Source organism: Mitsuaria sp. BK037, assembly GCF_014193045.1.
GTDB lineage: Bacteria > Pseudomonadota > Gammaproteobacteria > Burkholderiales > Burkholderiaceae_C > Roseateles.
The window spans coordinates 403,293-428,832 of the sequence record NZ_JACHYS010000002.1 but is presented as its reverse complement, the minus strand read 5'-3'; the positions used below and the strand labels follow the sequence as shown (position 1 = coordinate 428,832).

General features: G+C 70.2%; 19 protein-coding genes. 10 read left to right on the top strand and 9 right to left on the bottom strand.

What is annotated here, in order from left to right; translation table 11 throughout:
• The first annotated feature begins 112 nt into the window (after positions 1 to 112).
• Positions 113 to 2,185, top strand: coding sequence for a TerD family protein (locus FHT37_RS13995; protein WP_183482245.1), 2,073 nt, complete (start codon positions 113 to 115; stop codon positions 2,183 to 2,185).
• A gap of 34 nt (positions 2,186 to 2,219) precedes the next feature.
• Here FHT37_RS13995 and FHT37_RS13990 read toward each other — a convergent pair whose 3' ends face one another.
• On the bottom strand, positions 2,220 to 3,461 hold the full coding sequence (locus tag FHT37_RS13990; RefSeq protein ID WP_183482242.1) for an MFS transporter: 1,242 nt from the start codon (positions 3,459 to 3,461) through the stop codon (positions 2,220 to 2,222).
• Between the two features lie 148 nt (positions 3,462 to 3,609).
• Between FHT37_RS13990 and FHT37_RS13985 the strand changes: the two genes are divergently transcribed.
• Positions 3,610 to 4,572 (top strand): LysR family transcriptional regulator, encoded by a 963-nt coding sequence (locus FHT37_RS13985; RefSeq protein ID WP_183482239.1) that lies wholly within the window; start codon positions 3,610 to 3,612, stop codon positions 4,570 to 4,572.
• 127 nt (positions 4,573 to 4,699) lie between these two features.
• Entirely contained in the window at positions 4,700 to 4,906 is a 207-nt protein-coding gene (locus FHT37_RS13980; RefSeq protein ID WP_091726538.1) for a hypothetical protein, read from the top strand.
• 75 nt (positions 4,907 to 4,981) lie between these two features.
• Here the strand turns inward: FHT37_RS13980 and FHT37_RS13975 are convergent, their stop codons facing one another.
• From FHT37_RS13975 to FHT37_RS13965, 3 genes are all read right to left on the bottom strand, one after another.
• A complete protein-coding gene (locus FHT37_RS13975; protein ID WP_183482235.1) occupies positions 4,982 to 6,007 on the bottom strand; it encodes a hypothetical protein in 1,026 nt (341 codons plus the stop codon).
• Between the two features lie 29 nt (positions 6,008 to 6,036).
• Positions 6,037 to 7,560 (bottom strand): oligopeptide:H+ symporter, encoded by a 1,524-nt coding sequence (locus tag FHT37_RS13970; RefSeq protein WP_183483006.1) that lies wholly within the window; start codon positions 7,558 to 7,560, stop codon positions 6,037 to 6,039.
• A gap of 284 nt (positions 7,561 to 7,844) precedes the next feature.
• Positions 7,845 to 10,910: an Rne/Rng family ribonuclease gene (locus FHT37_RS13965; RefSeq protein ID WP_183482232.1), complete on the bottom strand. Its 3,066-nt coding sequence runs from the start codon at positions 10,908 to 10,910 to the stop codon at positions 7,845 to 7,847.
• Positions 10,911 to 11,764: 854 nt separating this feature from the next.
• Here FHT37_RS13965 and FHT37_RS13960 point away from each other — a divergent pair.
• From FHT37_RS13960 to FHT37_RS13940, 5 genes are all read left to right on the top strand, one after another.
• Entirely contained in the window at positions 11,765 to 12,733 is a 969-nt protein-coding gene (locus tag FHT37_RS13960; RefSeq protein WP_183483004.1) for an RluA family pseudouridine synthase, read from the top strand.
• Between the two features lie 33 nt (positions 12,734 to 12,766).
• Positions 12,767 to 13,423, top strand: a complete 657-nt coding sequence (locus FHT37_RS13955) for an HAD family hydrolase (RefSeq protein ID WP_091726530.1) — start codon at positions 12,767 to 12,769, stop codon at positions 13,421 to 13,423.
• 36 nt (positions 13,424 to 13,459) lie between these two features.
• Entirely contained in the window at positions 13,460 to 13,846 is a 387-nt protein-coding gene (locus tag FHT37_RS13950; protein ID WP_091726528.1) for a Rieske 2Fe-2S domain-containing protein, read from the top strand.
• Positions 13,847 to 14,929 (top strand): S49 family peptidase, encoded by a 1,083-nt coding sequence (locus tag FHT37_RS13945; RefSeq protein WP_409072710.1) that lies wholly within the window; start codon positions 13,847 to 13,849, stop codon positions 14,927 to 14,929. It begins immediately after the preceding gene.
• Between the two features lie 146 nt (positions 14,930 to 15,075).
• A complete protein-coding gene (locus tag FHT37_RS13940; RefSeq protein ID WP_183482229.1) occupies positions 15,076 to 16,011 on the top strand; it encodes a ChaN family lipoprotein in 936 nt (311 codons plus the stop codon).
• A 32-nt stretch (positions 16,012 to 16,043) separates the two neighbouring features.
• On the opposite strand, the gene FHT37_RS13935 is transcribed toward FHT37_RS13940, so the two are convergent.
• The 5 genes from FHT37_RS13935 to FHT37_RS13915 all read right to left on the bottom strand — a co-directional run bounded on the left by FHT37_RS13935 (position 16,044) and on the right by FHT37_RS13915 (position 21,487).
• Positions 16,044 to 16,862 carry a DeoR/GlpR family DNA-binding transcription regulator gene (locus FHT37_RS13935; protein ID WP_183482226.1) on the bottom strand — a complete coding sequence of 273 codons (819 nt, stop codon included), beginning with the start codon at positions 16,860 to 16,862 and terminating at the stop codon, positions 16,044 to 16,046.
• Positions 16,863 to 16,958: 96 nt separating this feature from the next.
• Positions 16,959 to 17,969, bottom strand: coding sequence for a BadF/BadG/BcrA/BcrD ATPase family protein (locus FHT37_RS13930; protein WP_255489645.1), 1,011 nt, complete (start codon positions 17,967 to 17,969; stop codon positions 16,959 to 16,961).
• Positions 17,970 to 17,975: 6 nt separating this feature from the next.
• Positions 17,976 to 19,145, bottom strand: a complete 1,170-nt coding sequence (locus tag FHT37_RS13925; protein WP_183482223.1) for an SIS domain-containing protein — start codon at positions 19,143 to 19,145, stop codon at positions 17,976 to 17,978.
• Positions 19,146 to 19,182: 37 nt separating this feature from the next.
• On the bottom strand, positions 19,183 to 20,532 hold the full coding sequence (locus tag FHT37_RS13920; RefSeq protein WP_409072709.1) for a D-tagatose-bisphosphate aldolase, class II, non-catalytic subunit: 1,350 nt from the start codon (positions 20,530 to 20,532) through the stop codon (positions 19,183 to 19,185).
• Between the two features lie 73 nt (positions 20,533 to 20,605).
• Positions 20,606 to 21,487, bottom strand: coding sequence for a DMT family transporter (locus tag FHT37_RS13915; RefSeq protein ID WP_091726514.1), 882 nt, complete (start codon positions 21,485 to 21,487; stop codon positions 20,606 to 20,608).
• 289 nt (positions 21,488 to 21,776) lie between these two features.
• Here FHT37_RS13915 and FHT37_RS13910 point away from each other — a divergent pair, with 289 nt between their 5' ends.
• The gene (locus FHT37_RS13910; RefSeq protein ID WP_221211095.1) at positions 21,777 to 24,641 is read left to right on the top strand and encodes a TonB-dependent receptor; all 2,865 of its coding nucleotides are present in this window, start codon (positions 21,777 to 21,779) and stop codon (positions 24,639 to 24,641) included.
• Positions 24,642 to 24,717: 76 nt separating this feature from the next.
• Positions 24,718 to 25,533, top strand: coding sequence for an endo alpha-1,4 polygalactosaminidase (locus FHT37_RS13905; protein ID WP_255489644.1), 816 nt, complete (start codon positions 24,718 to 24,720; stop codon positions 25,531 to 25,533).
• Positions 25,534 to 25,540: the final 7 nt, after the last annotated feature.

Below are 25,540 nucleotides of genomic sequence, written 5' to 3'. Positions count from 1 at the left end.
GGCTATGGGGGTTCTTCCTTCTCTTCCACTGATCTAGAGCCTCCGCTTTCCGCCCTTCGCCTGCCGTCCGGCAGGCGTTGTTTTTTCCGGAGCGCCCGGGGAGGGGACGACCTTGCACGCCATCTTTGTCCGCCGTCGATCGAAGCTGCATGTGGCCGCCGGCGGAGGGGCGGCGACGTCCACGCAGCTCGCCACGCTTCAGAAGGAGTTGACGGGGCTGGGCTACGTCATGTCCCAAGCGCTGTCCGCGCGCCTTGCCACGCTCGATGCGTCGCGGCTCGCGTCGGTGTCGCGCGATCTCCTTCGCGAGCTCCACCAGCTCACCGGCGCGCATCAGGCGCACCGGCCGTTCTATCCCGGCTTCCCTGACCAGGTGATGGCGGCGTCGGACGCGGAGCTGTTTCTCAACGCGATCCATCACTACCTCACGCACAGCCGCTTGCCGGATGACGAGCCGCGCCGTGAAGCGGCCCTCGAAGGCCAGCGGCCGCGCGTGCTCGATCTGGGCAGTCCGGAGGAGTTCGAACGGATCTTCACCCAGCTGGCGGGCGCGCCCACGTCGCTGTCGCAGCAGGATCGCGAGGATGTGACCTGGTTCATCCGCCAGTACCGCGAGGGCATCTTCCGCCTCTTGCCCGCGAAGTTCCCCTTCAAGGAAAACCTCGCGCTGGTGGCCGCCATGCTGCTGCGGGAAGTGCCGGGTGAGCGCGCCAACGCCTTCCTGCTGGCGCAGTGCGGGACTGCCACCGACCTGCTGCGCGTCGCGGTCTCGCTCTTCGAAGGCGACGCGTCGCTGGCGGCGCCAACCCGCTTCGGCCGCATGGGGCGCGCCTGGCGCAAGCTGATCCTCCAGGCCCTGGAGGGCATGCACCGTCCGGTCGAGGACATGATGCGCTGGCGTGAGCCCTGGAAGCGATTGGGCGAGCGGCTGCATCCCGGCGAGTTCGCCGAGCGCTTCCCGCAGGCGCACGAGGCCTTCCAGCAATTGCGCAACGACACGGCGCCTCCGAACTGGGCCAGCGGCGTCGAACGCGCGCTCGCGACGGGCGATGTCGCCACCGCCGCGGCCCGGTTGGCGGAGCGCCCCGGCGAGTACGCGCGCAAGCTCGACGTCCTGCTGCGCTCGCCTGCCGCCACGCCGGAACTGGCGGCCCGCTTCGCGGCCCTCGCGCCGCGCGTGTCGACGCCCGTGCTGCTTCAGGTCATGACGCACTTCCGGCATCGCGCGGCACCGCCGGCAATCCGCGCGTTCACGCCCAAAGGCGAGATGTCGAAGATCTTCTCGATCGCGGACCGGAGGCCTGCCGTGCCGCAGGCGCTGGCCGCCACCATCGTCGACGCCTGCGAGCAAGCGCTGCTGGCGCGGTTCGCCGAGCTGGCGCCACTCGGCCCGAGCTACATCGATCCGGCGCTGCGCACCTACATGATCCCGTTGGCGCAGCGCAGCGCCTCCAAGTCGCTGCGCACGCTCGCGCGCGGGAGCCGCGTGCCCTTGCCCATGGGGGAAACCTTGCGCTTCTTCCTGTGGTGGAAGAACGGCCGGGGCCGCACCGACATCGACCTGTCCGCGGCCATGTTCGACAGCGAATACCGGCTCGTCGAGGCCCTCGGCTTCTACAACTTGCGCGGGACGGGGGGCTACGGCGTGCACAGCGGCGACATCGTCGACGCGCCACAGGGCGCGGCGGAGTTCATCGACCTGGATCTCCCGAAGGTGCATCAGCGGGGCGCGCGTTTCGTCGTGATGTGCATCAACAGCTACACGGCCCAGGCCTATTGCGACCTGCCGGAATGCTTCGCCGGTTGGATGTCGCGGCGTCATCCCGGCTCGGGCGAGGCCTTCGATGCCCGGACGGTGGTCGACAAGATCGACATCAGCGCCAACACGAAGATCTGTCTGCCACTGATCCTGGATCTCGAACGCCACGAGATGCTCTGGGCGGATCTGGCGCTGACCGAGCATCCCCATTGGCACAACGCGGTGCCGGGCAATCACGGCCGCATCTCGCAGATGCTGCGCGCGATGCACGAGACCATCCGGCCCGACCTGTACACGCTGTTCGACCTGCACGTCCGGGCTCGCGGAGAACCGGTGCAGCAGCGCGAACAGGCCCGCACGATCTTCAGCGTCGATGAAGGCATCGTGCCGCTGGCCCTCGACGAGATCCGCGCCGCCTTCCTCTGACGAGAGACGCGGGGTGCTTGCCCCGCCAGGCGCCTCACTCGTCAGCCGTGAGCCGCACGACCAGCGCCGCGGCGCTCGCGACCGTCGCCAGGCCGGTCACGCCCAGCCAGCCCCAGTGCGCCAGCAGCAGGCTGCCGAGCGCGGCGCCGGTCGCCATGCCGATGAACATGCCGGTGAACAGCAGCGCGTTCAGGCGGCTGCGCGCGGCCGGGTCCAGGCTGTAGACGATGGTCTGGTGCGCGACCAGCGCCGCCTGCACGCCGAAGTCGAAGACGACGGCCAACACCACCAGCACGGCGATCGCCGCACCACGGTCCAGCCAGGCGGTGACCGACATCGCCGCGAACGACAGCACCACCAGCAGGGCGCCGAGCCGCGTCACCACGCCGGGACCGCGGCGGTCGGCAATGCGGCCGGCCAGCGGCGCGGCCAGCGCGCCCGCCGCGCCGGCCAGTCCGAAAGCGCCCGAGACCGCGCTGCCCAGGCCGAAGCGTGCGTGCAGCATCACCGCCAGCGTCGACCAGAACGCGCTGAAGGCGACGGCCAGCAAGCCCTGCGCGATCGCGGCGCGGCGCAGCGTCGGCCAGGCGCGCCACAGGCCGCCCAGCGAGCGCAGCAGGCCGCCATACGTCGCGCGCATCGCCGGCGGCGAGGACGGCAGCCAGCGCCAGCTCGCCAGGCCCGCGACGGTCAGGGCCAGCGCCGCCAGGCCATAGACCCAGCGCCAGCCCAGCAGGTCCGCGATGACGCCGCTCATCACGCGCGACAGCAGGATGCCCAGCAGCAGCCCGGTCATCACCTGGCCGACGATGCGCCCCCGGTGCTCGGCCGGGCTCAGCGCCGCGGCCATCGGCACGACGTCCTGCGCCAGCGTCGCCGTCAGTCCGAGCAGCGCGCTGGCGACCAGGAAGGGCGCGAAGCCCGGTGCGAAGCCGCTCATCAGCAGGGTCGCGATCAGCAGCACGAACTTGGTGAGGATCACGCGGCGGCGGTCGAAGCGGTCGCCCAGCGGCGTCAACAGCAGGATGCCGGCGGCGTAGCCGAGCTGGGTGAGCATCGGCACCGCGCCGATGCCACCGGTGGAGGCGTGCAGATCCTCGGCCAGCGGGGCCAGGATCGGCTGGCTGTAGTAGAGCGACGCGGCGCCCAGGCCGGCCGATGCGGCCAGCAGGACGATCAGCGGCGCGGAGGGCGTTGCGCCGGCATCCGGCGGCGAGGCGGTCGAGGTCGTTGTCACGGTGGGTGTCGAGGTCGAAGTCAGCGGCAGGGCGGACATGGCAACTCCGGAAGGGTAACGAGGAAGCGGGAATCGGTGGGCGGCGGCGCGCCGGCACCGGGATGCCTCGCATTCTTCGGATGGGCGCCCGCCCGCGGAACCGGCCCCGCACGCACAGCGGCCATACGCCCGGCGTATAAAGCGCCCCATGAAAGACCTTGTCCGGGACGGCGGCCAGGACCGCCTCGCACTGCTGCAGACCTTCCTCCGTGTCGCGGAGGCGGGCAGTTTCTCCGCGGCGGCGCTGCAGCTCGCGACCACCCAGCCGACGGTCAGCCGCCGGGTGCAGATGCTCGAATCGCTGCTCGGCGCGCGGCTGGTGGAGCGCTCGACGCGCGGCCTGCGCCTGACCGAGGAGGGCGAGCGCTGCGCCGCGCAGGCGCAGGAACTGATCGATGGCTGGCAGACGCTGGCCGAGGAGATCGACGGCGGCGAGGAGCTCTCCGGCACGCTGCGGCTGCGGGTGCCGCATGCCTTCGGGCAGAGCCAGCTGATCGAGCCGCTGGCCGCCTTCCTGAAGCGCCATCCGCGGGTGTCCGTCGAATGGATGCTGCAGGACCAGTTGCCGGACTTCAGCCGGGAGAACGTCGATTGCTCCCTGCTCGTGGGCGAGATCAGCCAGCCTAATCTGATCGCCACGCAGCTGGCGGAAGTCCCGCGGGTGCTGGTGGCCGCGCCGTTGCTCGCGAAGAAGCTGCCCAAGGGCCTGGACCGGAAGACACCGGAGGAGATCGCGGCGCTGCTCGGCGCGCAGCCCTGGCTGGCGCTGCTGGCCTTCTACCGGGACGGCATCGACCTGCGCGCGGCGACGGGCGACGCGAGCCTGCACATCGGCTTCCGGCCCCGGCTGGGCACGGACAGCCTGTTCGCCTTGATCGAGTCAGCGCGGCGCGGCCTGGGCCTGGCGCTGGTCTCGCAATGGGCGGTCATCGACGACCTTGCTCAAGGACGCCTGGTGCGGCTGCTGCCGGACTGGTGCGCGACGCCGCTGCCGATCTCGCTCGTGTATCCGTCGCGCCGCCTGCAGCCGGCCCGGCTGCGCGCGTTCCAGCAAGTGATGCGCGAGGTCATCCCGACCTTGCCCGGCATGCGCGAACTGCGCCGGCGGTGAGGCAGCAGCGTCCCTCCAGGGGCGCGCCTTCAACGACGCATGGATGGGCCAGTGAAACCGAATCCGCTTCCGCCTAGATTGCCTCGCTCGTGAGATCCCTTCCGTTCCCCTTGCCAGGAGCCATGCAATGAACGTTGAGACGACGAGGACCTTGATCAACGCCGGCGTGAGCGCGCAAGAAGCGCTCGCGATTTCTCAGGCGATCCATCTGGAGGTTGCGAACGCGAAAGCCGACATGTCGGTGAAGCTCTTCGAGAGCGAGCGATGGCTTTGCTTGGCGCTAATGGCGACCTTCCTGTTGTCGCTGTTCTGGGCTGCCGCTCTCGATCGCTGACGCGCTCAAGAAAAAGGACCGCCCTCGGGCGGTCCTGGTCACGGCGCCGCCGGGCCCCCGGCGCGCATCAGGCGCTCAGCTCTTGCTGGCGGGCTTGGCCGGCGTGGCCTTCTCGACCTTCTTCTTCACAGCGGGCAAGGCCTTGCCGGTGCTGGCCATGTTCATCTGCGTGTCCATGCGCAGCAGCTTGCCCTGCGGTCCCGCCATGTCCATGCCCATCGTCATCGACATCGTGCTGCGCAGCATCAGACGGTCGGCCAGGCGCACGTCCATCTTGCCGCTGCCGGTCGCGGTCATCGAGCCCTTCACCTCGGCCGGCGCGGATGCGGCCGGCGCCGGGGGAGTGGCCTCCGTCGCGCTGGAGGCGGCGGCAGAGGTGGCGGCCGCCGACGCCGGCGCGGACACCGGCAGCGCGACGTCCATGGCCATCGTCACCGCGACATCGAACGACGCCACGCCCTGGCGCACGCCGGTCAGGGTGTAGCGGCCCACCACCTTGCCCAGCTGCTTGGACGCGCCCATCGGCAGGTTCATCTCGACCGGCACCTCGATCGATTCGCCGACCTTCAGCGTCACGCCGTTGAACTTGCGCATCCAGTCGAAGCTCTGGTTGAAGAGCTGCTCCTGCAGCTCCTTGCTCAGCGCCTGGGACGCGGCCGTGGCAGGCAGCTGCATGTCGATCTGCTCGAACTGGTCGTCCTTCAGCCGCGCGTTGAAGCGGAAGGTCATCGGCGGCGGCAGCGGCTGAAGCTGACCGGACGCATTGCGCATCTCGGTCTTGAGCGTCGCCATCTCCGCATCCAGGGTGTAGCCGCCATCGGCCGCCTTGGCCGAGGTCGACAGCGTCTGGCGCATCGCCATGGTCATCGTCAACGGCATGGCGGCCTTCAGCTGCTCGGCCTCGGCGCGCGCCTGCTCGGGCGCGTCCGCCGGCAGCCGCATGGACATGTTCATGCGGGTGTCCATGGTCAGGTCGACCTGTTGCCGCGTCGACGGCAGCGGCACCAGGTTGAGCTTGACACTGGTCTGCGCCAGCGCCGCCGGCGTCGCGATCGCGGCATGGAGGGCCAGCGCGGTGGCCAGCGAGAGAAGTCGATTCATCGTTGTCGCTTCCTTGAGGAGGTGGAGCCTCAGCCCCGGTAGTTGTCCTGCATGCGGTAGCCACGCGCGTAGAGCGCGAACAGCAGCGCCGCCAGCAGCGCGAAGCCGGCGAAGAAGAACATCTGGAAGGCCGTCACGCTGGTGCCGGTCGACTGGATGTAGGCCGTCACCGTCGCACCCTTGACACTCGAATTCGCCAGCAGCACCCACAAGTTGCCGATGGTCACCGACAGGTTCCAGAAGCTGGTGATCACGCCCTTCATCGCCAGCGGCGCCTGGCTGTAGGCGAACTCCAGGCCGGTCGCCGACACCAGCACCTCGCCCAGCGTCAGCAGCGCGTAGGGCAGCACCTGCCAGGTGATGTCGACCGCGTGGCCACCGTCGATCCACAGCTGCAGCCCGCCCACCACGATCCAGGCCAGGCCGGCGAACGCGATGCCCGCGCCCATGCGGCGCAGCGCCGTCACCTTCAGGCCCAGGCGGGCCAGCAGCGGGTACAGCACCAGGTTGTTGAACGGGATCAGGATCATGACCAGGGCCGGATTGAGCGCCTGCATCATCGAGGACTTGAACCACTCCGGCTTGGCCATCTGGTCGGCCTGCAGCACCCAGGTCGACGCCTTCTGGTCGAACAGGGACCAGAAGGGCGTGACCAGCGCGAACAGCACCAGCAGGCGCAGCACCTGGCGCACGCCTTCGACGGCCTCGGCCGGATGCACCGCGCGGGCGCGTTCCAGCTGCATCCAGGCGCCGATGCCGCCGAAGCCCATGACCAGCACCAGGGCCGAGCAGAAGGCGATCACGAAGCCCAGGTTGGGCGTCAGGGCCAGCGCCCCGATCGCCAGCACCACGCCCAGGCCGGCCACGATCAGGCCGCCGCGCCCCTGGCCCGGTGCCTGCGTCAGCAGCGCCGTGCGCACCACCTTCAGGAAGCCATGGGGATCGCGGTGCGACTGGCCCGCCGGCACATGCGTGTACTTGCGGCGGCCGCTCCAGAAGATCAGGGTGGCCAGGAACATCAGCGCGCCCGGGATGCCGAACGCGACGCTGGCGCCGAACCTGTCCAGGAAGATCGGCATCAGCAGCGAGGCGAAGAAGGAGCCGAAGTTGATGATCCAGTAGAAGGCGTCGAAGACCTTCTGCGCCAGCGTGCGGTTGCTCTTGTCGAACTGGTCGCCGATGAAGGAGCTGACCAGCGGCTTGATGCCGCCCGAACCCAGCGCGATCAGGAACAGGCCGAAGTAGAAGCCGCGCAGGTTGTTCTCGAAGATCGCCAGGCAGGCGTGGCCGGCGCAGTACACCAGGCTCAGCCAGAAGATGGTGTTGTACTTGCCGAAGAAGCGGTCGGACAACCAGCCGCCCAGCAGCGGGAAGAAATAGACGCCGATCACGAAGGTGTGGAACACCTCCTTGGCCTCGCCCTTGCGCAGCGGTTCAGGAATGGCCAGCAGCAGGCTGGTCATCAGGAACACCGTCAGGATGTTGCGCATCCCGTAGAAGCTGAAGCGCTCGCAGCCCTCGTTGGCGATGATGTAGGGGATCTGCGGCGGCATCTTGGGCGCGGCCTGCGCGGCGCTGCCGGCGGTGCCGCCCGGGGCAGCGATGGTGGAGGTGTTCAAGGGAAGTCTCCGTCGTGTCGTCGGGCGCTTGTGACGCCCCAAAAGGAAAGCCGCCGGGGGTAACTCGGCGGCTCCTGCGAAATCAACTCGTGCCTCGATGACACCCTCTCCCCGCGGACGGGGAGAGGGAGGGGTGAGGGGTCTTCAGGTGCACCTGCGGAGACCGGCCCTCACCCCTTCCCTCTCCCGCAAGCGGGAGAGGGAGTTCATGCGGGCGATCAGGCCTCGAAGGGCAGCTTGAACTGGCTGAGGTCCTTGCGGGTCTCGACCAGCACCAGCGGGCCGTCGTCGACCACCACGACCGGTGCCGGCTCGCGGCCCAGCGGTGCCGGGGCAGGCTCGGCGGCGATCGCGGCCTGGGCGGCGGCGATCTTGTCGGCATCGCTGTTGACCCAGACCAGGCCGGCGCCATCGGCGACGGCGCTGAGCTCGGTCATCGGCAGCTCGAAGCGCGGCACGACCGGGGCGGCGGCGGCCGGAGCCGGCGCGGCGGCCACCGGTGCGGGCGCGGCGGCTTGCGCCGGCGCCTGCTTCGGCGATTCGCCCAGTTCCAGCTGCTTCGGCGCGGCACCCGCGTCCAGCACGATGCCGTCCAGCGCGGCCACGGCCGGCGAAGCGACCTCGCCTTCCGCGATCAGGCCATTCGCACCCTCGCCGCCTTCGGCGGGAGCGCCTTCGCCTTCGCGGCGGTCGCGACGATAGCGGTCGCGACCCCGGCCACGGCGGCGGCCTTCACCGCGGCCTTCGCCTTCGGCGCCTTCAACGGCTTCGGCGGGGGTTTCGCCCTCGACCACCGGCGCGGCGGCGGACTCGGCGCCCTCGGCGAACGAGGCCTCGCCCGCTTCCGGCGCCTGGCCTTCGACCAGCGTGCCTTCGACCTGCTCCGCGCCCTCGATGCCTTCGGCGCCACGCTCACCGCGGTTGCCGCGACGGCGACGGCGACGGCCTTGACGCTCTTCGCCGGCCTCGCCCAGCGGCGTCTCCAGCGGCTGGGTGTCGGCGAAAGCGATCGGCGACTCGGTGTTGGCGGCCTCGGTGCCGGCCAGCGGCGCGAGTTGCTCCTGCGTCACCTCGGCGGCGCGCTCCTCGCGGCGGCGGCGGCCTTCGCCACGCTCGCCACGATCACCGCGCTCGCCCCGTTCCGGACGATCGCCACGCTCCGCGCGTTCCTGGCGCGGTGCGCCTTCGACGGCCTGCTCCGGCTTGTCGGCGCGCTCGTTGCGACGGTTGCGCTCACCGCGCTCACCGCGTTCGGCACGGTCGCCGCGCTCGCCACGCTCGCCACGCTCCGGACGCTCGCCGCGGCCTTCCTGCTGCGGCTTGCCTTCGCCGCGCGGCTTGCCGTCACGGGCCTTCTGCTCGTTGCGGTCACTACGGTCACCACGCTCGGCACGGTCGCCGCGTTCACCACGCTCGCCACGGCGGTTGCGGTCGCCGCGCTCGCCACGGGCGTTGCGGTCACGATCGCCGCGCTCGCCGCGTTCCTTCTTGGCCGGCTCGGTGGCCTTCGCTTCCGCAGCGGGCGCCGGGGCCGGCGCGGGCGCGCCGCCGAACAGGTTCTTGATCCAGCCGAAGAAACCACCGCCCGCCGCGACCGGCGCCGCGGGAGCCGCCGGTGCGGGCGCCGCGACCACCGGTTCCGCCGCCTTGGGCGCGGGTGCCGGCGCGGGCATCGGTGCCGGCTGCTCCGGCATCAGGCCCTTGATCACCGGCTCCTGCTTGTTCTTCTTCTCGGCGCCGCGGCGGGTGATGCCCACCTCTTCCTGCGGCTCCTCGATCATCGTGTAGCTCGCCTGCAGGTTCTCCAGGCGCGGATCGTCGTGGCGCAGGCGCTCGAGCTTGTAGTTCGGCGTCTCCAGATGCTTGTTGGGCACCAGCAGCACGGTCACGCGCTGCTTGAGCTCGATCTTGGTGATCTCGGTGCGCTTCTCGTTGAGCAGGAAGCTGGTCACTTCCACCGGGACCTGCACGTGCACGGCCGCGGTGTTGTCCTTCATGGACTCTTCCTGGACCATGCGCAGGATCTGCAGCGCCGACGATTCGGTGTCGCGGATGTGGCCGGTGCCGTTGCAGCGCGGGCAGGTGATGTGGCTGCCTTCGCTCAGCGCCGGACGCAGGCGCTGGCGGCTCAGCTCCAGCAGGCCGAACTTGCTGATCGAGCTGAACTGCACGCGGGCGCGGTCCTGGCGCAGCGCGTCGCGCAGGCGCTGTTCGACCTCGCGGCGGTTCTTGGACTCCTCCATGTCGATGAAGTCCACGACGATCAGACCGCCCAGGTCCCGCAGACGCATCTGGCGCGCGATCTCGTCGGCGGCTTCCAGGTTGGTGCGGGTGGCGGTTTCCTCGATGTCGCCGCCGCGGGTGGCGCGCGCCGAGTTCACGTCCACCGAGACCAGCGCCTCGGTGTGGTCGATCACGATGGCGCCGCCCGAGGGCAGGTTCACCGTGCGGCTGAAGGCCGTCTCGATCTGGTGCTCGATCTGGAAGCGGCTGAACAGCGGCGCGTCGTCACGGTAGCGCTTGACCTTGTGTGCCGTCTCCGGCATCACGTGGGTCATGAACTGATGGGCCTGCTCGAAGATGTCGTCGGTGTCGATCAGGATCTCGCCGATGTCGGCGGTGAAGTAGTCGCGGATCGCGCGGATCACCAGCGACGACTCCTGATAGATCAGGAACGCGCCCTTGCCGCCCTGGGCCGCCTCGTCGATGGCAGTCCACAGCTTGAGCATGTAGTTCAGGTCCCACTGCAGCTCGGCGGCGGAACGGCCGATGCCCGCGGTGCGCGCGATCAGCGACATCCCCTTGGGATATTCGAGCTGGTCCAGCGCTTCCTTGAGTTCCTCACGGTCCTCGCCCTCGATGCGGCGCGAGACGCCGCCACCGCGCGGGTTGTTGGGCATCAGCACCAGGTAGCGACCGGCCAGCGACACGAAGGTCGTCAGCGCCGCGCCCTTGTTGCCGCGCTCTTCCTTCTCGACCTGGACCAGCAGTTCCTGGCCTTCCTTGATCACGTCCTGGATCTTGGCCGAGCGCACGTCGGCGCCGTCCCGGAAGTACTGGCGCGAGATCTCCTTGAAGGGCAGGAAGCCGTGGCGGTCCTCGCCGTAGTCCACGAAGCAGGCTTCCAGCGACGGCTCGACGCGCGTCACCACCGCCTTGTAGATGTTGCCCTTGCGCTGCTCGCGGCCTTCGATTTCAGTCTCGAAGTCCAGCAGCTTCTGGCCATCGACGATGGCCAGGCGACGCTCTTCCTGCTGCGTCGCGTTGATCAGCATGCGTTTCATCAGTTCTCCTCCACGCCAGGGCCAAGCCGCTGGCGCGCATCTTCAAGTGAACCGCTGCCGGCTATTCACCGGCGGGCGATTCGACCGATGCACGAGAAACGCGAAAGAACCAATGAAAGGATCGCCCTGGACTGCAATTGAACGGCGCGTTGACCGTTCAGCGCTGCAGCGTTGGCGCGTGCACCGCAGGCCCCGGGTCGTCTGTTCCGGTCCGCCTGCGCGCCGCTTCAGGCGCGACCCGACCACGGCCGGAGCCCGGCGTGTGGACGAAGCCAACACGCGCTCGCAGGCGGCGGGGGGTGGGAAAGACCGAGGAAAACATCCGGAAACGGGGCCTGGGTGCTGACGTCAGCGCCGGGACTTGCGCCCCCTCGCTGACGTCGTGAAACCTTGTTGTGCTGCCCGCGCCGCCTGCCGACATCCGAGGATGCGGTCGACCGCGTGAGCAATGGTTCTGACGACGTTGCTCTGCCATCCGGCCCTCGTGACTGCCCGCTCGCTTTGGGAAGCGGACTCGACGCGATGACCTGATGTTGCATCACCAAAAGTAATGAGCAGCCTACTCACAATGGCCGCTCAATGCCACGTTCTCGTCGGACTCGAACGCTCACGTCCGAGTAAAATGAGAAAAATCAAATACTTACAACGCAAACGTGGCAAGCAGCATTATAGGGGCTAAAGCCCGCAAGGCCGCCCCAGGGACTGCCCGCAGTGCCACGAGGGGGGTGAGCCCCGTCAAACCGGGACGCGCCAAGGGCGCTCCGCCCCCGGTCACCCGTCCCGCGGCGCGAGCCACCACGGCCCCGGTGCCGCCGGCGCCGGCCGTGTCGGAGTCGGCTTCGGCCCCCGCGCAGGTGCGGCTGCTGACGGTGGACGACGGCTCCGCCGGTCAGCGCCTGGACAACTTCCTGATCCGCGAGCTCAAGGGCGCGCCCAAGACGCTGGTCTACCGGATCATCCGGTCCGGCGAGGTGCGCATCAACAAGGGCCGCTGCTCGGCCGATTCGCGACTGGAAGTGGGCGACGTCGTCCGCGTGCCGCCGGTGCGGCTGGCGGAGAAACCCGCCGAGCCCGCCATCCCCGCCCGCGAATTCCCCATCGTCTTCGAGGACGAGCACCTGATCGTCGTCGACAAGCCCGCCGGCGTCGCGGTGCATGGTGGCTCGGGCGTCAGCTTCGGCGTGATCGAGCAGCTGCGTCGCGCGCGGCCGCAGGCGAAGTTCCTGGAGCTGGTGCACCGGCTCGACAAGGAAACCTCCGGCCTGCTGATGATCGCCAAGAAGCGCAGCGCGCTGACGCACCTGCAGGACCAGTTGCGCGACCGCGAAACCGGCAAGACCTACGCGGCGCTGGTGAGCGGCGCCTGGGCGAAGTCCAGGAAGGTGGTGGACGTCCCGCTGCTCAAGTTCGTCGGCAGCGACGGCGAGCGCTGGGTGCGGGCGGTCCCCAACGCGGGCGATCCGCAGGCGGACCAGGCCAAGCGCTCGATCAGCCTGGTGAAGGTGATGGAGGCCCTCCCGGGTCGGACGCCGGACGACGCCGGCTACAGCCTGCTGGACGTGACCATCAAGACCGGGCGCACGCACCAGATCCGGGTGCACCTGGCCCACGAGGGCCATCCGATCGTCGGCGATCCGAAATACGGCGACTTCGAAGCCAACCGCGCGCTCGCGCGGGGCGCGCTGCGCTTCGACCGGATGTTCCTGCACGCGCGCCAGCTGCGCGTCACGCATCCCGCCACCGGCGAGACCTTGACCTTGAACGCGCCGCTGCCGCCCGAGTGCGAGACACTCCTGGCCGCGCTGCGCCGCCCGGCGCCCTGACGACCCGCCCCTGACGACCCGCCCCTTGACGCCATGCCTCAACGCTTCGACCTGATCGTCTTCGACTGGGACGGCACCCTGTTCGACTCCACCGCGCTGATCGTGCGCTGCATGCAGGCGGCCGCCGCCGACCTGGGCCTGGAGCCGCCCTCGCGCGAGCGCGCCGCCTACGTCATCGGCATGGGCCTGATCGAGGCGCTGGAATATGCGCTGCCGGGGCTGGACCGGACGCGTTATCCGGAGCTCGGTCAGCGTTATCGCCATCACTACTTCGCGTCCGCCCACGAGGTGACGCTGTTCGACGGCGTGCCCGGGCTGCTGCGGGACCTCAAGGCGCGCCACCACTGGCTGGCGGTGGCGACCGGCAAGAGCCGCCGGGGCCTGGACGAGGCGCTGGCCGCGGTCGAGATGACGACGCTGTTCGACGGCACCCGCACCGCCGACGAGACCGCCGGCAAACCCAACCCGCAGATGCTGCTGGAGCTGATGCGCGAGTTCGGCGCCGATCCCGAGCGCACGCTGATGATCGGCGACACGACCCACGACCTGCAGCTGGCGCGCAACGCGGGCTGCCCGGCGATCGCGGTGACCTACGGCGCCCATGCGCACGAGTCGCTGCGGGACTTCGAGCCGCTGCTGGTCGCGCACGACGTGCCGACGCTGCGCGACTGGCTGCTGGCCCATGCCTGAGGGCCCATGCCTGATTCCCCCGACCGTTCCCTCCCCATGCCCCCCGAGCAAGACCCGTCCCCCGTGCCGCTGTGCGCCTCCGCCGAGCTGGAGGAGCGCGGCCGCGCGCACACCTTCGACGTGCTGCACTTCCGCCAGCCCGCGTCGGCCTTCACGCTGCGCTTCGACGGCGAGGTCGTCGGCTACCTCAACCGCTGTGCCCACGTGCCCACCGAGATGGACTGGCAGGAAGGCGAGTTCCTGGACAGCCGGAAGGAATACATCATCTGCAGCATCCATGGCGCCGTGTACCACCCGCGAGACGGGCGCTGCGTCACCGGCATGTGCGGCCGCATCGGCCTGACCAAGCTCGACGTGCGCGAGCGCGACGGCCAGGTCTTCTGGTATCCCTCCCGCGACACGCGGCCAGCCTTCGAGGATTGAATGAGCCAAGACAACGACTCCGACCTGCCGCGCCCGATTCCCGACGCGACGCCGCGGCCCGAGGACATGCTGAAGCCGGCGCCCACCCCGGCGTCCGCTCCCGCAACCGCATCGGCCGCGCCGGCCGCGCCAGCCTCGGCGGCGTCCGCGACCGGCCTGCCCGGGCGTTATGAACACGTGATCGAGCAGTTCGCCCATGACTACCTACGTGACCGCCGCAGCGACCGGCGCTGGAAGACCTTCTTCCGCTTGATCTGGGTGACGCTGTTCCTGCTGCTGGTCTGGTCCATGTTCTCGACCCGGCACCACGGCGGCGCGACCACCGGCCCGCACACCGCGCTGGTGGAGGTGCGCGGCGAGATCGCGCCGGACACCGAGGCCAGCGCCGAGCTGATCAACGCCGCGCTGAAGGCCGCGTTCGAGGACCAGGGCTCGGAGGCGGTGGTGCTGCGCATCAACTCGCCCGGCGGCAGTCCGGTGCAGGCGGGCATCGTCAACGACGAGCTCAAGCGCCTGAAGGCGCTGCACAACAAGAAGGTCTACGCGGTGGTCGAGGAGATCTGCGCCTCGGGCGCGTACTACATCGCGGCGGGCGCCGATGAGATCTATGTCGACAAGGCCTCGGTGGTGGGCTCGATCGGCGTGCTGATGGACGGCTTCGGCTTCACCGAGGTGATGAAGAAGGTCGGCGTCGAGCGCCGGTTGATGACCGCGGGCGAGAACAAGGGGATGCTGGATCCGTTCTCGCCGGTCACGCCCAAGCAGCAGGCCTATGCGCAGGCGATGCTGGACCAGATCCACCAGCAGTTCATCGCCGTCGTGCGCGAGGGCCGCGGCGCGCGCCTGAAGGAAACGCCGGAGATGTTCTCGGGCCTGTTCTGGAACGGCGAGCAGGCGATCAAGCTGGGCCTGGCCGACGGCACCGGCAACCTGGACTACGTCGCCCGCGAGGTGGTGAAGGCCGAGGAGGTCGTCGACTACACGCCGCGCGACAACGTCGCCGAACGCATCGCCAAGCGCTTCGGCGCCGCGATGGGCGAGGGCGCGGTGAAGGCGATGCGGTCGGTGATGACGATCCGTTGAACGGCCGGCGCACCGACGCACCCATGCGCTGAACGCGGGAGCTGGTCCGGCCCCGCGCGGCGGCGACAATCCGCCGCTGACCCTCCGCCCGACCCAGCCATCGCTCGGCAGGCCTGTTCCCGTTTCCCTGTCTTCCAGGATCGACCATGAACATCGCCTTCCGTAGCGCCGCGCTGTCGCTGGTCCCGCTGCTGCTCGCAGCCTGCGCGTCTTCGACGACAGCCACGGCCACGGCACGCTCGGCGGCCTCCGCCTCCGCCTCCGCCTCCGCCTCCGCCTCCGCCGCCTCGGTGGACTTGCGCTCGGCGCCGACCGTCTCGGCGCCGGCCGCCCGGTCCGAACCACCATTCGTCCTGCTCGGCGAGCTCCACGACAACCCCGACCACCACCGCGCCCGCGCCGAGCAGCTGCGCCGCCTGATCGCGCAGGAGCCGCGCACGGTCGTGGTGTTCGAGCAGTTCTCGCGCAGCGAGGATGCGGCGGTCGCGCGCGCGCGCCAGGCGGCGCCCGGCGACGTGAATGCCGTCATCGACGCCGCGAAGCTCGACCGCAAGAGTTGGCGCTGGCCCCTGCACCAGCCGCTGTTCGAGGCCGTCTTGCAGTCCGGCGCCGAAGTCCGCGGCGGCAACATCGATCGCGACCAGGTCCGCCGCATCGTCCGTGAAGGCGACGCGGCTTGGCCCGCCGACCTGCTCGCGCTGCGCGAGCGCACCGCGTGGAGCGGCGCACAGCAGGACGCGCTGCGCCAGGACATCCAGGACGGCCACTGCGGCGCGATGCCCGAGGCGATGCTGCCCGGCATGGTGCAAGCCCAGCGGGCCCGCGATGCGGCGATGGCGCGGGCGATGCTCGACGCCCGGGAGGCGGGCGCGAAGCGGGTGGTGCTGATCGCCGGCAACGGCCATGTGCGGCGCGACCTCGCGGTGCCCGTCTACCTGCAGGCGGCCGGCGTGCCGTCGACGGACATCGACGCCATCGCCTACCTCGAGCCCGGCAGCGCCGCGCCCGCCGGCGGCTACGACCGCGTCGAGCGCGCGCCCGCGCCGTCGCGCGAGGATCCCTGCGCGCAGTTCAAGCGCTGATCGGGCCCGCGGGCCGCGCGACGCCGGGCCGTTCAGGCCAGCACGACCTCGACGCCGCGGCGCCGCAGCTCGCCGACGATGGCCTCGTCGGCGTCCTTGTCGGTGATCAGCAGGTCGAGCTGCTCGACGGGCGCGATCACCGACAGGTTGCGCTTCATCAGCTTGGACGCATCCGCGACCGCGACCACCTGGCGCGCGATCTTCATCATCTGCGCGTTCAGCTGCGCCTCCAGCAGGTGCGGTGTCATGACGCCGATCTCCGGATCCAGGCTGTCCACGCCGAGGAAGAGCCGATCCGCGTAGAGGCTCTGCAGCGCGGTCACCGCCTGCGGGCCCGACAGCGAGTACGAATTCGGCCGCAGCAGCCCGCCCGGCATGATCACGTTCACGCCGGGCACCGTCGCCAGCAGCATCGCGATGTTCAGCGCATTCGTGATCACGTTCAGCGACTGCAGCCGCAGGCCGCGGATCTGCTTGGCGATCTCCTCGGTGGTCGAGCCCGAGTCCAGCATCACCGTCTCGCCGTCGCGGATCAGCTTCGCGGCCTCGATGGCGATGCGCACCTTCTGCTCGTGATGCAGCTTCTGCTTGACGCTGATGGGCACCTCCTCGGTGTCGCGATGCGCCAGCGCGCCACCGTGCGTGCGCAGCAGCGCGCCGCCGGCGGCAAGCGCGTTGAGGTCGCTGCGGATGGTGACCACCGAGATGCCGAAACGCTCGGCCAGTTCCTCCACCGTGACCCGCCCCTGCGCCTGCACCTGGTCGCGGATCAGCTGGCGCCGCTCGTCGATCAGCAGCGAGGCGTCGCGCTTGTCGGCGGACGTGGGACTCGGGGCGCGGGTGGTGGACATGAGGATCCGGAAGACGTGAACTTTCGAATGATATCGAGGTCGCTGCGTTCGGAAGCCACCGAGAGGGCGCCGAAGCGGCGGCCGGACGGCGCTCGCTCAGCGCGCCAGCGCGGCAACGGCGTGCGTGTCCGGCTCCAGGCGCGCCCCGGCCAACCGCGCCGCATACATCGCCGCGCCCAGCTCCGGTCCGAACTTCGGTGCCACGAGCACCGCATTCGGCAGCGACTTGGCCATCGCCGCGCGCAGCGCGCCGGTGACCGCACCGCCGGCCTCGAAGACCCCGCCGGTGTACGACACCTCGACCGCTGCTTCAGCCGGGAGATCCAGCTGCCGCGCCACGCCGGCCGCGAGCAACGCCAGTTCCTCCCCCGCGCGTGCCAGCAAGGTCGCGGCCCGCGCATCGCCCTCGGCCGCCGCAGCCGAGACCAGCCGCGCCAACTGCGCGAGCCGGCTGCGCGCCGCGGCGCCGTTGACCGCCGCGCAGACATCGAGGTCGTGCGCCAGTCCGAAATGCCGCCGCACCAGCGCGAGCAAGGGCCCCGGCGCCGCGCGCCCATCGGCCATGCGCGAGAACAGCGCCAGGCCCTCGCGCGCCAGCCAGTAGGCCGAGCCCTCGTCGCCGAAGACCTCGCCCCAGCCGCCGCTGCGCGCGCCGCGGCCCCGCCACTCGCCATAGGCGATGGAGCCGGTGCCCGCGACCAGGCTGATGCCGTCGCGCCCGCCGAGCGAGCCCGCCCAGCTGCACACCATGTCGTTGCCGACCCGCGCGAGCGGCAGGTCCGCGAGCAACGCGTCGAAGGCCGGCAGCAGCGCGCTGTCCTCGCCATGCGCCGGCAGCCCGGCGAAGGCCGAGCGCACCGACGCGCGCCCGAGGCCCGCCTGCCGCAGCGTCTGGGCGATGCCTTCGTGCAGCAGCGCGCGCAGCGCGTCGAAACCGATCTCCAGGTAGTAGCTGGTCGTCGACACATGCCGCGCCAGCAGGCGGCCGTCGCCGGCCAGCAGCAGGAAGCTGGTCTTCGTGCCGCCGCCGTCGATGCCGAGGTAGACCGCGTCGCGGTCAGCCGCGCGCGGGTGCTCGTCGGCGATCGTCGATGTCATCGCGCTCATCGGGAGTCAGCCCTGCGGATGCGGGTGGATGGTGACGCCGCTGACCACGCGGGTCACGGTGCCGGATGCGCTGGGATTGTCCGGCGTGATGCCCAGCTTGAGCGAGGCCAGCAGCGCCAGGCACTGGCCGAAGACCAGCGCCACCGGCGCCAGCGCCAGGTCCAGCACGTTGGCCGGCAGGTCCAGCAGCACGTCGTCCTCGGACAGTGCGTCGGTGCCGTTGAGCGCCGCGGTGCTCAGCGCGACGACGCGGCCGCGGCCCTGGCGACGCAGCTCGCGCAGCAGGTCCTGATCGTAGCGGCAGGTGTAGCTGTCGTTGGACATCAGGATCAGCACCAGCGTGCGCTCGTTCAACACCGTCTTGGGCCCATGCCGGAAGCCCAGCGGCGAATCCGCCAGCGCCACCAGCCGGCCGTCGGTCAGCTCCAGGATCTTCAGCGCCGCCTCGTGGGCCAGGCCCTTGAGCCCGTTGCTGCCCAGCACGACGACGCGCTCGAAGGGTTGCTCGCTGAGCGCCACCAGGCGATCCGCCTCGCTGGCCAGCAGCCGCGTGGCCGCGTCGCCCAGCGCCTGCGGCGTGGGCAGCGGCAGCCCGAAGGCCCAGGCGGCGGCGAGCAGCATGCCGGTGAAGCTGGACGTCATCGCGAAGGCGCGGTCGTGGGTCTCGTCCGGCAGCAGCAGCACCTGGGCGCGCGCATGCGCGTCGAGCCGCCGCGCCAGCGTGCCCTCGGCCGCGCAGGTGACGGCCAGGTGGTGGCATTCATCGACCGTGGCATCGGCCAGGTCGACCGCGGCCAGGCTCTCGGGGCTGTTGCCCGAGCGCGCGAACGACACCAGCAGCGTCGGCACGCCGGGCTGCAGGCATTGGGCGGGGCTCGAGACGATGTCGGTGGTGGCGATCGCCTCGACGCGGATGCCGGGCCGCGCGCCCAGCTGCTGCAGCAGCGCCGGGGCCAGGCACTGCCCGATGAAGGCCGAGCTGCCGGCGCCGGTGAGCACGATGCGCAGGTCGGGCCGCGCCAGCAGCGGCTGCAGGAAGGCGTCGAGCGCCTCGCGCCGGGACGCCACCAGCGCATGCACGGCGCGCCACACCTCGGGTTGCTGGGCGATCTCTCGGGCGGTGTGGGCCGCGCCGCGGCGGTCGAGGTCGGCGGGGGCGAAGTGGAGCAGGCTCATCGTGGCAGGTCGGGTTCTGGAGGAGGGCGCCCGGCGCTCAGGCGGCGCAGGCGGCAAGGTAGGGACGCAGCGACTGCGCCGCGCCGTCGCGCAGCAGCTCCGCCGGACGGTTGCGCAGGCGGCCGTCGCGGATCGCGTCGTACTGGCGCGGCAGGAACTGGCTCAGCAGCGTCAGCGGCGGTGGGGAGTGCTCCAGCCGGTCCAGCAGCGCCGCGCAGGCGGCCTGGACCTTGGGATGCGCCCAGTAGTAGCGGATGCGGTCGCTCAGGCTGTAGGCCAGGTCCACCTGCAGGCGCGCGGGGTCCTGGTAGTAGGGGCGCCAGTGCTCGGGCTCGGCGCGCATCACGCCGAGCACCGTGCCGATGAGGCCGTCCTCATTGGCGTCGCGACCGCCGCGGCCCAGCCACTCGTGCTCCACGGCGGCCAGCGCCCACAGCGTCTCGCGCAGCGCGAAGGTGGCACCGGGCCCGACCTTGAGGATCGCGAAATGATCGCGCGCCAGTTGCGCCAGCCGCTGCGGCGTCTGGTAGTCGGTCGAGTGCGCCTCGAAAACCAGGCCCGGCTGCGATTCGATGAAGGCGCTCAGCGCGCGGGCCTTCTCCGGCCGGTAGTCGATGACCTTGTGGTGGTCGAACTCCACCCCCGGCTGCACCACCATCGCGATCACCCGCGCCCAGGCCGCGTCCAGGCCGGCCGCGGTGAAGGCCTCGCGGTGCAGCGCCAGCGTCGCGCCGGCCGCCTCGGGCGAGGTCACCGCCAGCTCGTCCAGGTCCTCGTGCGCGCCGCCCGGCACCGGCACCTCGGTGCCGATGACGTAGACCGGCGGCTCGCCGCGGTCGGGCGCCTCGCGCCAGGCCTGCTCGGCCGCCAGGCACAGCCGCACCGCGCGGGCCGCGATCTCGGGCTCGGGCAGCGGCACCGGGTCGTCGGCGCAGGACATGGAGCAGTCCAGGTGGATCTTGCGGAAGCCCGCCGCGACGTACTGCGCCACCATCACCTCGGCCTTGGCCATCGCCTGCGCCGCGGGCAAGCGGCGCCAGGCGTTGGGCCCGAGGTGGTCGCCGCCCAGCACGAGCAGCTCCGGCGCCAGGCCCTCGATGCGGGCCAGCGATTCGACGAAGCGGCGGAAGTCGATCGGCGTCATGCCGGTGTAGCCGCCGTCCTGGTTGACCTGGTTGGAGGTCGCCTCGATCAGCGCCGGCCGGCCGAGCGCGGCGCACTCGCGCAGCGTCGCCGCCAGCACGACCGGATGCGCCGAGCACATCGAGGGGATGCCGACGGCGGGGCCGTCGGTGGCGGCGGAGATCGCGGCGGGGAGGGTGGCGGAGATCGCGCTGGCGGACGCCGACTGCCGGTGGCGCCGCACGAGATCGAGCATGAGCTTCAAGGGAGGTCCTTCCGAGGGGGCATTGCGTGGGGACGTGGTGTGGCTGGGGCGTGGCGGGGCCGGGACCCGGCGGTCAGGCCTTGGCCTCGCCTTCGGGTTGGAGCGCCAGCAGCAGCGCGGCGAGCAGCGCCAGCGCCACGCCGGCGAGCTTGGTGCCGCCGGGCGCGCTGCCGCTCATCGCCATCGAGGCCAGCGCCGTCAGCAGCGGCGCGCCGGCGTTGACCAGCGGCGAGACCACCAGCGCCTGACCGTGGCGGAAGGCGTAGACCAGGGTCAGCGCGCCGATCGCGTTCAGCACCTGGATGGCGGCCGCCAGGCCGGGGCCGTCCCAGCCCCAGGGGATGGGGCGCGAGAAGTCGGTCATCCACAGCGCGGCCGGGATGCACAGCAGCGCGCTGACGGTCATGTAGAAGAAGACGCTCTCGGCGCTGGCGGCGTTGTTGGCGGTCTTCAGGAAATAGGCCTGCAGGCCCCAGGCCGCCATCACCACCAGCGCCAGCGCGAACCAGGCGCCCAGCGGCTGGCCCTGCTGGCCGGGCTGGAAGTCGAACAGCGGCAGCGCGCACAGCGCCAGCACGATGCCGGCCACGCCGAGCTTGCCGGTGCGCTCGCGCAGCAGTCCGAAGGACAGCGCGATCGTCACCGCCGGCGACAGCGACACGATCGGGAAGATCAGATAGGCCGGGCCGCTTTCCACCGCGCGGAACAGCAGCATCTGCCCGCCAGCGCCGAGCAAGCCCACCGTGAGACCCTGCACCACCGCGCGCCGGTCGCGCTGCAGCCGCCAGCCGGCGCGCGCCAGCACGATCAGCGCCGGCGGGACCATGGTCAGCGCCCACACGACGTAGACCAGCGTGTCCGGAAAGCCGCGCGCCGAGGACAGGCCGGTCAGCGCGCCCCAGGCGCCCCAGAACAGGGTGGTGATCAGCGCGTAGGTCAGCCAGGGTCGTTGCATGAATCGCTTTCGTCTCGCTCGAAGGATTGAGCTTTCGAACGAAAGAATAGTGCAGCGAAATTGAAAACACAACGGAAGAAGGGCCGGCGCGGCCTGAAAGGCGCGATTTCGAGGGAAAACCCGTGGATATCGAGGTCGCAGCGGGGAGGCATGGCGCCACTACGCCGGCCAAATTCTTTCGTCAAAGTGATAAGCGAAAGACAAAACGTCGGTAAAAACGATATGCGAAATCATTCGAAAGACTGCGTAGACTTGCCGCAAGCCGCCAGCCAACACAAGGAACCCTGAGATGCGAGCTCCCCAGTCCACCCTCCTGATCGCCCGATTCGCGCCGCGGCCCGTTGCCGCCGCCGCGGCGATCGCCGCGCTGGCCGCCATGGGCGCGGCCCAGGCGCAGGTGCAGCCACCGGCGCCGGCGGCGTCGGAAGCCAAGGCCGACGCCAAGGCCAGGGACGCCGACCAGACGCTCGAGCGCGTCGAGGTCACCGGCACCCGCGCCAGCCTGCAGCGCTCGCTCAACCTCAAGCGCAGTGCCTCGGGCGTGCAGGACAGCATCAGCGCGACCGAGCTGGGCCGCTTCCCGGACGACAACGTGGCCGACTCGCTGAGCCACATCACCGGCGTGTCGATCTCGCGCACCGCCGGCGGCGAGGGGCAGAAGGTCAGCGTGCGCGGCCTGGGGCCGGAATACACGCTGACGACCTTCAACAACCGCATCCTGGCCACCGACGGCGAGGGCCGCGATTTCGCCTTCGACGTGCTGCCGTCGGACATCATCAGCGGCGCCGACGTGGTGAAGTCGGCGCAGGCCTCGGTGATGGAAGGCGCGATCGGCGGCCTGGTCAACCTGCGCTCCGCCAGCCCCTTCGACCAGCCCGGCCAGCACGCCCTGCTGCGCGTCGAGGGCGACCGCAACCTGATGTCCAGGCTCAACGGCGGCAAGCTCTCGGCCACCTACAGCAACACCTTCGGCAAGGAACTGGGCGTGCTGGTCGGCCTGGTCTACGCCGACCGCAAGGTCCGCACCGACACCGCCGGCAACGACGGCGGCTGGACCCGCAACCCGATCGCCGACCCGGCCGCCAACTGGACCGGCAATGCCTGGGGCGGCAACATCGATCCGAACGGCAATGGCGTGCTCGACCCCGACGAGGAAGGCCTGATCGGCCCTGGCCAGTTCCGCGTCGGCACCATCCAGGAGCAGAAGAAGCGCACCGCGCTGTCGGGCAAGCTCGAGTGGCGGCCCAGCGAGCAGTTGAAGGTCACCGTCGACGGCATCAGGACGCGGCTGGACTCGCCGCAGGTCGGCTACCAGCAGTCCTTCTACACGCTGTTCGCGCCGGGCCGCTGGTCCAACATGCAGATCCGCAACGGCGTCGTCACCGGCTTCACGATGGACAACCCGGACCCGGAGCAGCGGCTCAATCCGGAGCTGCTGAACCTGACCACCCATCGCGTCGTCGACAGCGCCTTGTACGGCGTCAACGCCGAGTGGAAGGCGACCGAGACGCTGAAGTTCAGCGGCGATCTGTACCAGTCGACCTCCAAGCGCCATTCGGGCGGGCAGGACACCTACACGGTGCTGCGCATGAACCAGCCCAATGTGACGACGGTGCAGCTGACCGGCTCGCAGGTGCCCAGCATCAGCACGACCTTCGCCGACGGCCGCGACCTGATCAACGGCCTGGCCGGCGGCCAGTTCGGCGCCAGCGACTTCAACACCCACTACCTGGGCCTGAGCGGCGACAACATCGACGACAAGATCCGCGGCCTGACGCTGAACGGCGCGTGGTCGGTGGACCGCTTCAACGTCGACCAGATCCAGTTCGGCGTGCAGAGCACCCGGCGCGACAAGCACCGCGACCTGGTCGACAACGCGATCAACGGCGGCGAGAACTACTACTCCGGCGCCAACGCGATCAACGTCGGCCAGCTCGGCGGCAACGTGCTGGACCAGCACCTGAGCCCGCCCAACTTCATGAACGGCGTCAGCGGCAGCTTCCCGCGCAGCTTCCTGGGCTTCGACGTGCCCAACTACCTCGCGGCGCTGCAGGCCTACAACGGCAAGCCGCGCCCGGACGGCGGCAGCTACGACTTCAGCCTGGCCGCGCCGGTGTGGAACCCGCTGCAGAGCTACCGCGTGCGCGAGAAGACCACTTCCTTCTTCATCGAGGCCGACCTCTCCGGCGAGCGCTGGAACGCGGACATCGGCGTGCGCCTGGTCAAGACCAAGACCTCGGCCAGGGCCTGGGACGCCAAGATCGAGAGCCTGACCGAGAACGGCCCCTTCAACTACACCGCGGTCTATGCCGCGCCGACACAGATCGGGCAGGACGCCTCGTACACCTTCGGCCTGCCGTCGGCCAACTTCGTCTGGCACTTCACCGACCAGCTGCAGCTGCGCCTGGGCGCGGCCAAGACGATGGCGCGGCCCTCGGTCGAGCAGCTCGCACCCACCAGCACCACGGCCAGCGTGGCCTGGGGCGACTTCACCCAGGTCTTCGGCGGCAACGCCGACCTCAAGCCCTACAGCGCCAAGCAGTACGACGCCTCGCTGGAGTGGTACTACGCCCGCAACTCGGCGCTGACCTTCGCGGTGTTCCAGAAGGACATCAAGAACCAGATCACCACCAGCTGGCAGACCGGCGTGGACATCGGCGTGCCGGGCCATCTCTTCAATGTGATGAAGCCGATCAACGGCGACAAGGCCAAGGTGCGCGGCATGGAGATCGGCTTCCAGCACCTGTGGGACAACGGCCTGGGCGTGCGGGCGCAGTACACGCGCAACCGCTCGGACAGCTGGGTCGGTGGCGAGAAGCGGCCGCTGGAGGGCATCGCGCCGGCGACCTCCTCGCTGAGCCTGCTGTACGAGAAGGGCCCGTGGAGCCTGAGCGCGACGGCCGACCACACCGACGACTTCGTCTCGGCGATCAACGTGATCGGCCCTGGCTTCAACGAGCGCGCCAAGGCGATCACCTGGGTGACCGCGCAGGCGTCCTACGAGTTCAACAAGTGGCTGAAGCTCTCGATCGAGGGCCGCAACCTGACCGACGCCAAGCAGGAGTACACGCTGGGCAACGGCTCCATCACGCTGCCGCAGGGCTACAACCGCTGGGGCCGGGCGTTCACCATCGGCGCGAGCATCAAGTTCTGACGCCGGCTTCCCGGAGAGGACGTTGGGGGTTCCACAACACCCGGGCCGGCACACGGCCCGACCCACAGGAGAACTCATGAAACGATCGCTGATCCGTTCGATGGCCACCGGCCTCGTCGTCGCCGCCGCCGCGCTCGCCGCCACCACCGGTGCCCAGGCGCAGTCGTGGTGGAAGCCCGGCGTCGCGACGACCTGGCAGTGGCAGCTGAGCGGCACGCTCAACACCGGCTACAACGTGGCCGTGTACGACATCGACCTGTTCGACACCTCCGCGCAGACGATCGCGCAGCTGAAGGCGCAGGGCCGCAAGGTGCTGTGCTACTTCTCGGCGGGCAGCTCGGAGAACTGGCGGCCCGACTTCAACCGCTTCAACGCCGCCGACATGGGCAACGCGCTGGACGGCTGGGAAGGCGAGAAGTGGCTGGACACGCGCTCGGCCAACGTGCGCGCGGTGATGCTGAGCCGGCTGGACCTGGCCGTGTCCAAGGGCTGCGATGGCGTCGAGCCGGACAACGTGGACGGCTACACCAACGGCACCGGCTTCCCGCTGACGGCGGCCACGCAGCTCGACTACAACAAGTACCTCGCCAACGCGGCGCATGGCCGCGGCCTGGCGATCGCGCTGAAGAACGATGTCGACCAGCTGGCGCAGCTCGAGCCCTACTTCGACATGGCGGTCAACGAGCAGTGCAACCAGTACGACGAGTGCGGCGGCTACACGGTCTTCACCAACAAGAACAAGCCCGTGTTCAACGCCGAGTACGCGTCCAAATACCGCAAGAACACGAACGGCGCGCGCGACAAGCTCTGCTCCAAGATGCGGGCCGCGAAGATCCGCACGCTGGTGCTGCCGCTGGACCTCAACGACGCCTATCGCTACAGCTGCGATTGATCGCCTG

Coding starts and splice junctions, on each gene's coding strand:
- FHT37_RS13975 (WP_183482235.1), bottom strand. CDS start 6,007: ATGAATCGACTTCTCTCGCTGGCCACCGCGCTGGCCCTCCATGCCGCG.
- FHT37_RS13915 (WP_091726514.1), bottom strand. CDS start 21,487: ATGCAACGACCCTGGCTGACCTACGCGCTGATCACCACCCTGTTCTGG.
- FHT37_RS13925 (WP_183482223.1), bottom strand. CDS start 19,145: ATGAGCCTGCTCCACTTCGCCCCCGCCGACCTCGACCGCCGCGGCGCG.
- FHT37_RS13990 (WP_183482242.1), bottom strand. CDS start 3,461: ATGTCCGCCCTGCCGCTGACTTCGACCTCGACACCCACCGTGACAACG.
- FHT37_RS13945 (WP_409072710.1), top strand. CDS start 13,847: ATGAGCCAAGACAACGACTCCGACCTGCCGCGCCCGATTCCCGACGCG.
- FHT37_RS13980 (WP_091726538.1), top strand. CDS start 4,700: ATGAACGTTGAGACGACGAGGACCTTGATCAACGCCGGCGTGAGCGCG.
- FHT37_RS13910 (WP_221211095.1), top strand. CDS start 21,777: ATGCGAGCTCCCCAGTCCACCCTCCTGATCGCCCGATTCGCGCCGCGG.
- FHT37_RS13950 (WP_091726528.1), top strand. CDS start 13,460: ATGCCCCCCGAGCAAGACCCGTCCCCCGTGCCGCTGTGCGCCTCCGCC.
- FHT37_RS13965 (WP_183482232.1), bottom strand. CDS start 10,910: ATGAAACGCATGCTGATCAACGCGACGCAGCAGGAAGAGCGTCGCCTG.
- FHT37_RS13940 (WP_183482229.1), top strand. CDS start 15,076: ATGAACATCGCCTTCCGTAGCGCCGCGCTGTCGCTGGTCCCGCTGCTG.
- FHT37_RS13930 (WP_255489645.1), bottom strand. CDS start 17,969: ATGAGCGCGATGACATCGACGATCGCCGACGAGCACCCGCGCGCGGCT.
- FHT37_RS13955 (WP_091726530.1), top strand. CDS start 12,767: ATGCCTCAACGCTTCGACCTGATCGTCTTCGACTGGGACGGCACCCTG.
- FHT37_RS13905 (WP_255489644.1), top strand. CDS start 24,718: ATGAAACGATCGCTGATCCGTTCGATGGCCACCGGCCTCGTCGTCGCC.
- FHT37_RS13935 (WP_183482226.1), bottom strand. CDS start 16,862: ATGTCCACCACCCGCGCCCCGAGTCCCACGTCCGCCGACAAGCGCGAC.
- FHT37_RS13970 (WP_183483006.1), bottom strand. CDS start 7,560: ATGCCGCCGCAGATCCCCTACATCATCGCCAACGAGGGCTGCGAGCGC.
- FHT37_RS13985 (WP_183482239.1), top strand. CDS start 3,610: ATGAAAGACCTTGTCCGGGACGGCGGCCAGGACCGCCTCGCACTGCTG.